The sequence below is a fragment of the Actinomycetospora aeridis genome (genome assembly GCF_037400275.1).
GTDB lineage: Bacteria > Actinomycetota > Actinomycetes > Mycobacteriales > Pseudonocardiaceae > Actinomycetospora > Actinomycetospora aeridis.
Window position 1 is genome coordinate 148,050 of sequence record NZ_JBBEGL010000004.1, and the last position, 12,475, is coordinate 160,524.

Consider the following 12,475-nt stretch of genomic DNA (forward strand, 5'->3'; position numbering starts at 1 on the left):
GGCTCAGCACGCGGACGGTCCGACGAGGTCCTCGAGATGGAACGCGGTCCTGTCCGCGTCGGTGAGGCCGCGACCGGCCGTGGCGCAGGCCGCGCGCAGCCAGTCCTCCTCGCGCAGGCTCCAGCTGGTGACCGCTCCGCCCGGGACCGCAGCGAAGAGGACGTGGTTCGTCGGGTCCGCGACCAGCTGTGCGGCGCCGTAGGGATTGGGAGTGGTCGCCCCCGAGGGGTCAGGCGCAGAGATCTCGCCGACGCGGGATCCGGCCGCAAGGTCGGTGAGGACGACAGCACCATCGGCGCGCAGGCGGGCCAACAGACCTGCGCCCGGATCGACGGTCACCGGCGCCTGGTACCGCTCCGGGAAGGGCAACACGGCGAGGCGGTCCTCGCCGGTAGGAGTCCAACGCTCCACTGCGGCCTCGGTGGCGACGAACAGGTCGCCGGCGCAGGCAACGCCCTGCACCGCACCGTCGGTGGCGACGACGTGAGTCTCGCCCGTCTCGACGTCGACGACCTCCACTCGACCGTCACGGATGACGGCCGCCCGTTGGGCTTCGGCGTCCACGCACGCCCCGACTGAGAGGCCGTAGGCACCTGCGGAGACCCGCGGGGGCGCGGCGTGCACCCGAAGAGGAGCGAGCGTGTCCGCGTCGAGCGCGGTCACCGCGCCGGAGAAGTCGACGAGGACGAGGCGTCGCCCGTCGGGACTCGCAGCAGCAGAGATCGCGAGTTCAGAGCCGGCCGGAGGAAGGGCCCGTTCGACCCGGACTCTATCGGCGACGTCCAACACGAAGCTCGGCGTGCCTCCGAATCCGAGGAGGTACACGCGATGCCGATCTGACGCCCACACCGGGGCGATGTCGTTGGACGACCCGACGGCAACCGGCAGTGCCGTGGCCGCCACCTGAGGACCGACCACGAGGGCCTGGTCCCCGAAGGGCGAGACGACTGCGAGCCGGCCGCCACCGGGCTCGAGCGCCACTGCAGCCCCGGCTCCGGAATTCGGCCCGGACTCGAGTGGGCTCGACGGTGATGTGGAGAGCCGGCTCGGAGCGTCGAGGTCCCACAGGACGACGCGCTCCTCGGAGGCCGAGGCCAGTCGTCGCGCACCGAGGAACACAACACCACCGGCCGTCACTGGTCCCCCACCGACGAGCACGCGTACGTCGTCGATCGATGGTGGAGCGGTCGCGGGACCGGAGGGTCTCCCCGGGCGCGGTGAGGGGACAAGACCCGTGAGATGGAGGGCGCCGGAGTCGGCCACGACCGCTGAAGTGCCGGAGTCCGCGACGGTCATCGCCTCGGGGTTCCGGGATGCGAGCTGCTGAGGGGCGTCCCAAGCCCGGTCGATCATCTCCGTCGGGACGGCTGTCGGTGTGGCGTCAAAGGTCGAGACCCGGCCGTACTTGACGAAGCCGAACCACCGACCGTCACGGGAAGCGCCGGGAACGAATCCGCCGGCCGGCGTGAGGATGTCGTCGTTCACCACGAACGGGACCGGGTCGAGCGGGCCCACCCGGACGATCTTGCCAACCGGTCCGACGGCCGTGACCGTGCCGTCGTCGGTGACCGCGACCCTTTCGGTTCCGCGGGCTTCGAAGCGGCGGAGCTCCCTCCCGTCATCCGTGGAATGGAGCGTGGCGACGGTGTTCGACGAGCCGTGAAGCGCTGCGACGAGTGCCCCGGAGTCCGAGAGGGCGGCCGCCTGGACCTGCCCTCCGACGACCATCGGTGATGTCGCAGGTCGACGCGGTGTCCACACCCGAGCGATCTCACCGTCGGCCGCGGCGACCACGCCTCCACTGCGGTCCACCGCCGTGCTGATCACTGGTGCACTTCCCTGTCCGAGATCGCGTTGAGCGCGATCTCGGGTGCGCACCACCGTCACGCGGCCGTTCTCCAGCCCGACCGCGACTGCCTCGCCGTTCACGGACGCGCCCAGCGACGTGACGGGTCGCCCGAAGCGGAGGATCGCCGTGAGCTCTGGCGACGCTGTGGACGTCTGCAGGAGAGCTGCCCGGGTCTCAGGATTGCGGTCCAACCGGTAAGCCTGGGCGGCGAGGACCTGAGCGGTGTCGAGTCGTGCCGGAATCGTCGCCACGGCCTGCTGGGCCATGCTGCGGGAGAGCGCGACGCGTGCCTGCTCCTGCGCTTCGTCTCGCTGGACCAGGGCGTAGATCGCGAACAGGACCGCGACGATCGTCAGGAACGCGAGGACGGTGACCGCCGCGCCGGTGAGCTGGCGGAGCCGGCGGCGCTCACGCAGGTGTTCTCCGACGATCTCGTCCTTCTCGAGCCCGTTGAGCGGACCAGCGAGGTTCTCGACCGCCCGGCGGAAGCGGGCGTCGTCCGGGCTCGGTGTGCTCTCACGATCGTCAGGGCGGAGATCGACCCAGAACGGCTCACCGGACATCACCCGAGCGAGACGCGGTGGCAGAACCGACGGCAGGCCTTCGTCGCCGGTCGCGGCGGTGAGCACGAGCAGCGGCAGCTCGTCCGGCCGGTGGTCCAGCCACCATGCGATCTCACGGTCGACCCACTCGGACTGCGCGGCTGCCGGCGAGGCCAGCAGCACGAGCCGCCGGGACCGACGCATCCCCTCGACGATCGACCGCCAGAGATCCGGGTTCGCCGACATCGCGGTGTCGTCGCGGAAGATGCGCAGGCGCCGGGCCTGGTACCAGCGCCTGCCGAAGCGCTCCAGCTCCCGCTGCAGCGTTCGCGCCACGGCCCCGTCGTCGTGGCTGTAGGAGAAGAACGCGTCGAACTCAAGCTCCGGCACGCGCCCCACATCCCCCCGGACCCAGCGACCGACGGTTGATGATCGTGGATACCGGTCGAACGTGCTTGCTCCATCCGGGTAGAGGTCGACGACACGGGGACCACCGTTCCGTGACACTCGGTTGCGACACGGGTCGAGCCGGGAGGTCACGGTGGCGGTCGACGACGTCGTGGCACGCTTGGCGGAGTCTCCGGCCGACGATGCGCGGTCATCCGTCTACGACGTGTTCCTCTCCTACAGCCACCGTCTCGACAGCGGGGTCACCCGCGGGCTGGAGAAGGTGCTCCGGTCCTTGGGGCGACGATTCCTCGGGCGAGCGGCGCTGCGTGTCTTCCGTGACGAGGCGAGCCTCTCGGCCGACCCGAGCCTGTGGACCGTGATCGAGACGGCCCTCGCGAGCTCGCGATACCTCGTGCTCGTCGCCTCACCGGAGTCGGCGGCGTCACCGTGGGTCGGTCGGGAGGTCACCTGGTGGCGGGCGCATCGGCCACCGGAAACGCTGATGCTCGCGCTCGCGGCCGGCGAGATCGCGTGGGGCGTCGACGACTTCGACTGGGCACGCACCACAGCCCTGTCGCGGGACTCGTTCGAGCACGCCTTCCCGACGGAGCCTCTATGGGTAGACCTCACCTGGGCGCGGCCGCGCGATGATCTCGACCGCGACGACCACGCTTTCCGGGATGCCGTCGCGGCGCTGGCCGCGCCCGTCCACGGCATGCGGAAGGACGAGTTGGAGGGCGAGGACCTCCGTCAGGTGCGGCGAGGTCGGCGCCTCCGCCGAGGCGCGGTGGCCGCGCTCGTGGCGCTGCTCGTCCTCTCGCTCGCGGCGACGGTCGTCGCGGTCAACCGCCAGCGCGAGGCCCAGCGCCAGACCGCGATCGCGAACGCCCGCGCTGCGGCGGCCGAGGCGGACGGCCTCACCGACCGCGACCCGATCCTGGCGGCCCGCCTGGCCCTGGCTGCCTACCGCACAGACCCTTCGGCGGCGTCGATGTCCGTGCTCCTGCGGCTCGTCGAGCAGACAGCGACCGTCGACGCGTTCCTGGAGATCGAGGACGGACGATCGGCCCGCCCGGGACGCAGCTTCCGCGACGCCGAGGGCACCGCGGTCGACATCAGTGCCGACGGCCGTCTGGTCGCGGTCGGTGCGTACGACGGCACCGTCCGCGTCTGGGACCGCGTGGCCGGGACGCTGGTCGGGACCTATCCCTCCGAGCGGGTCGGGCGCGCCGGGACCCTCGGCGTCCTGTCCGAGAACGGCCGGCGCCTCCTCACCGGCGCAGGCCTCCTGGCGCTTCCCGGTGGACAGCCGGCCTACTTACCTCCCGCGGGGATGACTGCGGTGCGGCTCTCATCGGACGGCCGCTACCTCGGTCTGACGAAGGAAGGTTCCTCGACCGGCTACGTCGTGGATCTGGACGCCTCCGCCCCGACGCCGGTGCCGACGGTGACCGCGACGGCGACCGGCCCATCGGTCGTCGACCTCCTTGCCACAGCGCTCGTCCGCCCCGACGAGCAGGCCTATGCCGGCGTTCGCGATGCCCGACCGGACGGGACGAGCACAGCCTTTGCGTCGTCGGTACGCCGGTGGGTGGCGCTGACGGACCGGGCGACACTCACCGTGCGCGACCTCGAGGGCGGTGCCGTGGTCGCCACCGCCGAGCTGGCGCAGGGTGCCGGTCGCACAGGAATCCTCGCGGTCTCCGCCGACGGCTCGACGGTGCTGACGGGCGACGACGAGGGCCGTGTGACGGCCTTCGACGGGAACCTGACCGGACAGCGGGTGATCGCACAGCTCCCCAAGCAGATCCGCGAAATCCGCCTGACGCCCGACGGTGCACTCGCCGTGGTGCTGGACCTGCTGGGGAACGTCACGACACTCAGTCCGCGGGACGGGCTCCCCACCGTGTTGCCCGGGACCGTCGGACGACTCGATGCGCAGGGGATCGCCGAGGTGCCGGTCCTTGTTCCTTCCCCGGACGAACGCATGCTGGTCCTCGGCCGCCCCTCCGGGGTCGAGGTGTGGTCGCTGACCGAGAACCGCAAGCTCGCGGATGTCGCGGTGGAACCACCCGAACTCTCCACCGGCGCCGACCCCGTCCTCGCGTTCTCCACCGACGGCCGCCGATTCGCTGTCCGGAGTGTCTCGGCCGTCCACCTCGTCGATACCGAGACGCTCGCGGAGGTGGACGCGCGCGCCGTGCCCACCGACAGCTCCGCGATCGCGGCGCTGTTCACCGAGCTCCTCGGCCCCGGCGTGGCCCTGGACCGCAGCGACCGCAACCACATCGACGGTCGCTGGCGGAGTCCCACGGGCAGGATCGAGGTCGCCGGTGGCACGGTCACCGACCTCGTGACCGGCGAGCGGACACCTCTGACCGGGGGCTCGGGGCGCGGCTCGGAGAGCTTCTGGAGCTTCGCGGATGACGACACGGTCCTGGTCGAAAGCGTGGTTCCCGATCGGGACTCCGACGTCTACCAGAACCGTCTCCAAGTCTGGCACCGCGGGAGCGGCGCGTTGATCGCCACGATGATCGAACCTCAGTCGGTGAGCTGGCCGGGCTTCCAGGACGGCGGCATCGTCGTCGCCGGCGGGACCGCGATCACAGTGCGCCCCGACGGGGGTATCGGTCGGTGGCCGGTGGCACCGTCCGCATGGGCGGCACGGCTGTGCGCGCTGGCGGGGGAACCGTCCGCCGAGGAGCGGGAGGCACGGATGCGTTTCCTCTCCCCGGAACCGCTCTGTCCCTAGAAGGGCGCGGGCGCCGCGACGGCCAGACGATCACCACGGCCATCGCGAGCATGACCACGGAGAGCAGGTCGGCGGTGGTGACGCCGTGGTTCCGGGTCAGGACGAGCAGCACGTCGCCCTCGATGGGCTTGTTGATCCGGGTCCAGATGACGGCGGCGACGACGAGCAGCGCCGCCAACGCGAGACGCCGTGCCGAGAACACCATGCAGAGAAGACGTGCGTGGCCCGCCGATCGTTCCCCCGCCGGTCATCCCCGGTTCATCACGACCGTGTCACGCGGGCTCCGGAGCGATGTCCGGGGCGTCCTGCACCACCAGCACAGGCACGCTCGCCGCAGCCTGCGCGACCCGGCGCTGCTCCTCCTCGAGACGCGCGGCCCGTGCCTGCTCCTCCGCCCGTGCCTGCACGTCGCGCAGCGGGTCGACCATCGCGAGGAACACGTCGGGGCGTCGGGGCGACCGGGCCGGGACACCGATCTCGTGCAGGTCGTCGTCGCCGCCGAGGCGCTCGATCCTCCGGCGCAGCGCGGCGATCTGCTCGTCCATCGCGGCGGGCGGGTCACAGCTCATGATCAGCGCGAGCTGCTGCCACGCCCCGTCCGCGTTGCCCACCCCGATCGCCGCCTCGGCGGCCGCCACCGCGCGCTCGACCGCCGGTCGCACCACCGCCCAGCGCCGCGCCTCGGCCGCGCGGGCCTGCTCCGCGTCGCGCCGGGCCTCGTCCCGGTCCAGGGCCGCCCGTTCGCGCTCGGCCTGCTCCCGGGTCTCGGGCGACGGACCCGTGAGCGCCCGGTCGCACCAGTGCCGAGCCGCGTCGAGGTCACCGTGGTCCGTGGCATGGAGCGCGAGGTACATCGCGGCCTCCTGCGCGCCGGCCGGATCACTGCCTGCGGCGACCGCGGTGTAGCCCTGGCGGGCCACGGCGGCGTTCCCGAAGGCCGCCTCGATCCTGGCGCGCGCCGTGACCGCCTCGGGTCCGGGTAGCGCGGCGAGCAGCGAGCGCGCCTCGGCGCGGGCGGCGACCACGTCGGCGGTGAGCGCCTCGTCCCCGCGCCGGAGCCCTCGCTGCGCGGCGCGCAGGGCGAGCACGAGCGTCTCGGCGTCCTCGGGGCTCATGCCGAGGAATATGACACGTCACTGCTCCAGCACCACCCGCAGCAGCAGCACGACCAGCCCGAGCACGAACGCCCCCACCGCCCCGCGGAGCGCGCCCCGCACCCCGCGCCCGGACCGCCAGCCGGCGACGCCGCCCACGACGACGAGGAACGCGAGCCCCAGCCAGATGACCGCGTCGACGGCGATCTCGGGGGTGTAGAGCCCGGTCGTGCCCCCGACGATCACGACGAGCAGCGGCACGACCGCGAGCAGCAGGAACTCCGCGGAGTGCCGCCACATCCGTCGCCGCTCCGCCCGCGTCGGCGGCGGCAGGTCCTGCCGCGCGCGGCGGGCCAGCGTCGTCGCGAACAGGTGGGCGGCGAACGTCGCGAGCAGCGGCCCGACGATGAGCTGCCCGGCCTCGACGTAGTCGGCGATGCCGTCGTCGAGGGCGACGACCAGCACCGTCATGAGCACGACCGTCCCCTCGACGCCGATCTCGACGTCGAGGCGCAACGGCCCCCACCGCACGACCGACATCCCGCTCACGGGGTGCCATCCTTCCCGCACGGGGGCCGGGAACCCGGTCAGGACACGGTCAGGGCGCGAGCGCCAGCACGTCCCGGATGCCCTGGTCGATGAACGCCGTGTCCTCGGGGTTGTCGCCGCCCCCGGCGAAGTGGCCCCAGACGCCGGGGATGACGCGCACCTCGCCGCGCCCGATGTGCTGCGCGGCCCACTGCTCGTCCTCGGGCGGGAAGTAGAGGTCCTTCTCGGCGGGCATCGACAGCACCGGGCAGCGGATCGCGTTCAGCGCCGCGACGGTGTCGCCGTCGAAGCCGGGCGTCCGCCCGACGTCGCCGTGGAACCACGTCCAGGCCATCGCGAGCAGGTTGTTCGGGTCGCGCCCGTCGAGCCAGAAGCCCTCCCAGAAGTCGACGAGGAAGTCCTCCAGCGAAGACGCCCCGAGGCGCCGCCACTCCTCCTGCCAGTAGAAGGCCTGCGAGAAGCCCCAGCCGGCGTACACCCGCGCGAAGGCCCGGATGCCCTTCTCGGGGAGGTGCCGGTACCAGCCCTCCTCGAACGCCGCGTCGGCCCGGAGCGCCGCGGTGATCGACTCGAGGAACACGCGGTTGTGCGGGCTGGTCACGCTCGACCCGCAGAACGGCACCGCCCGCTGCACCATCTCGGGGTGGCTCACGGCCCACTGGTAGGTCTGGCCCGCACCCATCGACCAGCCGGTGACCAGCGGGAGCGTCTCGATCCCGAAGTGCTCGGTGACGAGCTTGTGCTGGCACTCAACCTGGTCGTAGAAGGTGACGTGGGGGAACCGCGCCCGGTCGTAGGGCGGCGGGGTGTTGCTGGGCGACGAGGAGAGCCCGTTGCCGAGCATGTTCGGCACGATGACGAACCACTCGTCGGGGTTCAGGGCCTTGTCGGTGCCGATGAGCCACTCGTTGTCGGTGTGCCGGCCCGAGTACCAGGTCGGGTAGACGATCGCGTTGGAGCGGTCGGCGTTGAGCGTCCCGTAGGTCTGGTAGGCGAGCTTCGCGTCGCGCAGCGTCGCCCCGTGCTGGAGCACGACGTCGCCCAGGTCGAAGACCTCGTGGTCGGTGGGGATGGGCATGAGCAGTCTCCCGTCGAGCGGTCGAGAAGCTTTCCCCGGAAAGTAGTCCGACCCGGACACTCGTCAAGCCCCGTGGCGCCGACGGTCCTAGGGTCCCGGCGTGACGCTGTGGCACGCGGTGCTGATCGCCGTCGCCGGCGTGTGGGCCGGGACGATCAACACGGTCGTCGGGTCCGGCACGCTCGTCACGTTCCCGGTGCTCGTGGCCCTGGGCTACCCGCCGGTGACGGCGACGACGTCCAACGCGATCGGGCTCGTGCCGGGGTCGATCACCGGGGCGTGGGGCTACCGCCACGAGATCACCGGGGCGCGGCGGCAGCTCGTGGCGTGGTCGGTGTGCTCGGCGCTCGGCGCGATCGGCGGCACCGCGCTGCTGCTCTCGCTGCCCGAGGACGCGTTCGAGACGATCGTGCCGTTCCTGGTCGGGCTCGCGCTGCTGCTCGTGGTGCTGCAGCCGCTGCTGACCCGCCGGCTGAAGAACACACCCGCCGCCACCCGCCGCACCTGGCCGCTCTACCCGCTGATCTTCCTCGTCGGCGTCTACGGCGGGTACTTCACCGCCGCGCAGGGGATCCTGCTCGTCGGCGTCATGGGCCTGATGCTCACCGAACCGCTGCAGCGTCTCAACGGCTACAAGAACGTGCTCGCGGCCGTCGTCAACGTCGTCGCCGGCGCCGTCTACGCCGTCGTCGCCCCGATCAGCTGGCCGGTGGTCGCGATCCTCGCGGTCAGCTCGACGATCGGCGGCCTGCTCGGCGCGCGGATCGGCCGGCGCCTGTCCCCCACCGTCCTGCGCGCCGTGATCGTGATCGTCGGCCTCGTCGCGATCGTCCGGCTGGTGACGGAGTGAGTCCCCTCGCAGGTCACGAACCGGCGACGGCCGTAACGGCCCCGGACATCGAGACGAACGCCGGGTAGGTCCGCCACGCGCCGGGAGGAGGGTCGAGCCGTGTCCGACCGCCCGTCCGCGGCGTCCTGGCCGGTGATCGGCCGCGCCGCCGAGCGCGAGGAGCTCGCGGTGCTCGCCGATCCCGTCCACCCCGACGGCACGGTGACGGTTCTGCGCGGCGAACCGGGCAGCGGGAAGACGACACTGCTCGAGGAGGTCGCGGGCTCGACCGCCCGCAGGGTGCTGCGCACGGCCGGCGTCGAGGGCGAGGCCGTGCCGCCGTTCGCCGCGCTCGCGGACCTGCTGCTCCCGGTCCTCGAGCACGCCGTCGAGCTGCCCGCCGTCCAGCGCGAGGCCCTCGAGATCGCGCTGGCCCTGCGCGCCGGCACCGTCGGCAGCCCGCTGGCCGTCTCCGCGGCCGCGCTGGGCGTGCTCGCCGCCGCGGCCGACGACCGCCCGCTGCTCGTGATCGTCGACGACTTCCCCTGGATCGACGGGCCCTCCCAGCAGGTCCTGCTCTTCGTCGCCCGGCGGCTCGCCCCGGAGCGGATCACGCTGCTGCTCGGGGTGCGGGACGAGGTGCCCGTCGACCCCGCGGTCTGGCGGCTGCCGACGATCGCGCTCGGCCCGCTGACGGCCGACGAGAGCCGCGAGCTCGTCCGCACGCTGCCGGTGCGCACGTCACCGGCGGTGCTCGAGACCATCGTCGAGCGGTGCGCGGGCAACCCGCTCGCCGTCGTCGAGACCGCCCGGACGGCCGGTCCCGACCTGCTCGACGCCGCACTGCCCCCGGGCTCCACGCTGGAACGTGCCTGGTCGGCGGCGATCGACGGGCTCCCGACCACCACCCGCTCCGCGCTGGCGGTGCTGGCGCTGAGCCACTCGACGCGCCGCGACGAGCTCGAGCCCGCGCTCGCCGAGCTGGGGCTCGGCGCGGAGGACCTGGTCGCCGCCGAGCGGCGCCGCCTGGTGCACCGCGACGACGAGCACCTGTCCCTGCGCCACGACCTCCTGCGACCGCTGATCGCCGCGCGGACCTCCCGCGACCTGCGGCGACGGGCGCTGCGCGGGCTCGCCCGCCACGCGCCGCCCGACGTCGCCGTCTGGTACCTGGCGGAGTCCACCGAGGCGCCCGACGACGACGTCGCCGCGCGCCTGGTCGAGGCGGCGGGCTCGGCGCGCCGGCGGTCCGCGCTCGACGCGGCCGGGCGCGCCTGGGCCCGCGCCGCGGACTTCACCGCCGACCCGGGGCTGCGCGCCGAGCGCCTGCTCGTCGCGGCCACCGACGCCGCGCTCGCCGGCGCCGCCACGCTCGCCGACGCCCGGTGCGACCAGGCGCTCGCCCTGCGCGACGACCCGGCCTTCGTCGCCGACGTCGAGACCGTCCGCACCCGCGCGCTGTCCTGGCTCGACCCCGCCCGGGCGGTCGACGGCGCGGTGCGTGCCGCGGACGCCGTCCTCGCCGCCGACCCGAGCCGCGCCGCGCGGCTCTACGTCGAGGCGGCGACCCCGCTGACCATGACCGGGCGGCTGCACGAGATGGAGACCGTCGTCGACCGGGCCCGCGCCGCCGGGGACGACACCCTCGTCGGCCTCGCCACCGCCAGCCACTCCTGGGCGCTGGTCGGGCGCTGGGCCGACGCCCACCCGCTGGTCGACGAGCTCGTCGCCCGCGCCGCCGACGCCGACCCGCTGTGGGACGCGCAGGGCCTGGCCGCCGGCGCGCAGAGCGCCCGCTTCCTCGAACGTTTCGACGACGCCCGGCGCCTGCTCGGGCCCGTGGCCACCACCGCCCGGCAGGTCGGTGCGCCGCTGATCCTGTCCTACGCACTGACCGTGCGGGCGGAGCTCGACGGGTGGGCGGGGCGCTGGCCCGCGGCCCTCGCGGACCTCGGCGAGGCGCTCGAGTGGGCCGACGAGCTCGGGCAGGCCGGCAGCCACGCCTTCGGCGCCACCCTGCTGGCGCGCCTCGAGGCCGCCCGCGGTGACATCGCGTCGTGCCGGGCGCACGCGGAGTCGGCGCTGCAGGCCGCCGGACCGCTGGGGGTGGCGAGCATGCAGGTCTACGCCGCGGCGGCACTCGGGGCGGGCGCGCTCGCGGCGGGCGAGCCGGCCACCGCGGCGGCCCACCTGGCCCGCGCGCGCCGGGCGTCCGACGAGATGGGCGCCGCGTGCGCGACGTCCGTCCCGTTCGCCGGCGACCTCGTCGACGCGACGGCCCGAGCCGGCGACCGGGCGGCGGCCGAGTCGGCGGTGGCGTGGGTGGCGGAGAACGCCGAGCGCACGGGCTCGGCGTACGCGGAGGCGACGGCGGCGCGCGGCCGGGGACTGCTCGCCGAGAGCGCCGAGGACGCCGAGCGATGGTTCGCCGTCGCGCACGCCGCGCACGAGCGGCTCGACGCGCCCTACGAACGCGCCCGCACGGTGCTCGCCCACGCCGAGGTGCGGCGCCGCTGGCGTCGTCCGGGCGCCGCCCGCCCGCTCCTGCTCGACGCGGAGGCGACCTTTGCCGGGCTCGGGGCGCGTCCGTGGCTGGAGCGCACCCGTCTCGAGCTGGCCGCGACCGGGCTGCGCAGCAGCGAGGCCGCCGACGAGCACGCCTCCGTCGCCTCCCTCGACGTCCTCACCCCGCAGGAGTTCCAGATCGCCCGGGGCGTCGCCGAGGGCCTGTCCAACGTCGAGGCGGCGAGCGCGCTGTTCGTCTCGCGCAAGACCGTCGAGGCACACCTGACCCGCATCTACCGCAAGCTCGGCGTCCGGTCGCGCACCGAGCTCGCCGCCGAGTTCACGCGGCGTCGTCGGACACCCGAGGGAACTCCCTAGTACCGCCCTCTCGTGTCACTCGCCAGGATGAGCAGCGAACACGAGGAGTGAGAGCAGGAGGGGTGGGATGACGTCGACAGCGCCCGAGCGGCCGAGCTTCGCGGGATTCCACCACTTCGCCTCGACGGTGAGCGACGTCGTCAAGAGCGCCGCCTGGTACGAGCGCGTGCTCGGGCTGACGCCGGCGTCGACGCTGTGCCCGGAGGACGGCCTCACCGACGGCGTGCTGCTGTCGGACCCGGAGTCGGGGATCGCGATCCGGCTCCAGGGGGCGGGCGAGCGTGAGCCCCGGGGCCACGCCGCGCTGTCGGTGGCGAGCCGGTCGCAGCTCGACACGTGGGCGGGCTGGCTCGACGGGCTCGGCGTGCTCCACGGCGGCGTCGTCGACGTCGGCGACCCGGAGCCGTACGCCTACCTCGTGTTCCACGATCCGGACGATCTCCCGCTGGTGCTGGTGCACGTGGCGGGGTGAGTCCGCGGATCGCGGAGCGCGGTGCGCACACGTCGGG

The 12,475-nt window shown here is 73.6% G+C and carries 8 protein-coding genes; 4 read left to right on the plus strand and 4 right to left on the minus strand.

Going from position 1 to position 12,475, the window contains the following annotated elements; genetic code table 11:
• Window positions 1–3 precede the first annotated feature (3 nt).
• Window positions 4–2,781: a TIR domain-containing protein gene (locus tag WCD41_RS15595; RefSeq protein WP_337714373.1), complete on the minus strand. Its 2,778-nt coding sequence runs from the start codon at window positions 2,779–2,781 to the stop codon at window positions 4–6.
• A gap of 223 nt (window positions 2,782–3,004) precedes the next feature.
• Here WCD41_RS15595 and WCD41_RS31265 point away from each other — a divergent pair, with 223 nt between their 5' ends.
• Window positions 3,005–5,533: a toll/interleukin-1 receptor domain-containing protein gene (locus tag WCD41_RS31265; RefSeq protein ID WP_507237356.1), complete on the plus strand. Its 2,529-nt coding sequence runs from the start codon at window positions 3,005–3,007 to the stop codon at window positions 5,531–5,533.
• Between the two features lie 272 nt (window positions 5,534–5,805).
• Here the strand turns inward: WCD41_RS31265 and WCD41_RS15605 are convergent, their stop codons facing one another.
• From WCD41_RS15605 to WCD41_RS15615, 3 genes are read right to left on the minus strand one after another with little or no spacing between them, the layout of a single operon-like run.
• The gene (locus tag WCD41_RS15605) at window positions 5,806–6,648 is read right to left on the minus strand and encodes a hypothetical protein (RefSeq protein WP_337714375.1); all 843 of its coding nucleotides are present in this window, start codon (window positions 6,646–6,648) and stop codon (window positions 5,806–5,808) included.
• Window positions 6,649–6,666: 18 nt separating this feature from the next.
• The gene (locus WCD41_RS15610) at window positions 6,667–7,176 is read right to left on the minus strand and encodes a hypothetical protein (protein ID WP_337714376.1); all 510 of its coding nucleotides are present in this window, start codon (window positions 7,174–7,176) and stop codon (window positions 6,667–6,669) included.
• Between the two features lie 49 nt (window positions 7,177–7,225).
• Window positions 7,226–8,254 (minus strand): alpha/beta fold hydrolase, encoded by a 1,029-nt coding sequence (locus tag WCD41_RS15615; protein WP_337714377.1) that lies wholly within the window; start codon window positions 8,252–8,254, stop codon window positions 7,226–7,228.
• 100 nt (window positions 8,255–8,354) lie between these two features.
• Here WCD41_RS15615 and WCD41_RS15620 point away from each other — a divergent pair, with 100 nt between their 5' ends.
• From WCD41_RS15620 to WCD41_RS15630, 3 genes are all read left to right on the plus strand, one after another.
• Window positions 8,355–9,104, plus strand: a complete 750-nt coding sequence (locus WCD41_RS15620; RefSeq protein ID WP_337714378.1) for a sulfite exporter TauE/SafE family protein — start codon at window positions 8,355–8,357, stop codon at window positions 9,102–9,104.
• A gap of 99 nt (window positions 9,105–9,203) precedes the next feature.
• Window positions 9,204–11,966, plus strand: a complete 2,763-nt coding sequence (locus WCD41_RS15625; protein WP_337714379.1) for a helix-turn-helix transcriptional regulator — start codon at window positions 9,204–9,206, stop codon at window positions 11,964–11,966.
• Between the two features lie 67 nt (window positions 11,967–12,033).
• Window positions 12,034–12,438 (plus strand): VOC family protein, encoded by a 405-nt coding sequence (locus tag WCD41_RS15630; protein ID WP_337714380.1) that lies wholly within the window; start codon window positions 12,034–12,036, stop codon window positions 12,436–12,438.
• Window positions 12,439–12,475: the final 37 nt, after the last annotated feature.

Bases quoted from the DNA above. Each gene is read 5' to 3' on its own strand.
- WCD41_RS15605 (WP_337714375.1), bottom strand. From the start codon at position 6,648: ATGAGCCCCGAGGACGCCGAGACGCTCGTGCTCGCCCTGCGCGCCGCG.
- WCD41_RS15615 (WP_337714377.1), bottom strand. From the start codon at position 8,254: ATGCCCATCCCCACCGACCACGAGGTCTTCGACCTGGGCGACGTCGTG.
- WCD41_RS15630 (WP_337714380.1), top strand. From the start codon at position 12,034: ATGACGTCGACAGCGCCCGAGCGGCCGAGCTTCGCGGGATTCCACCAC.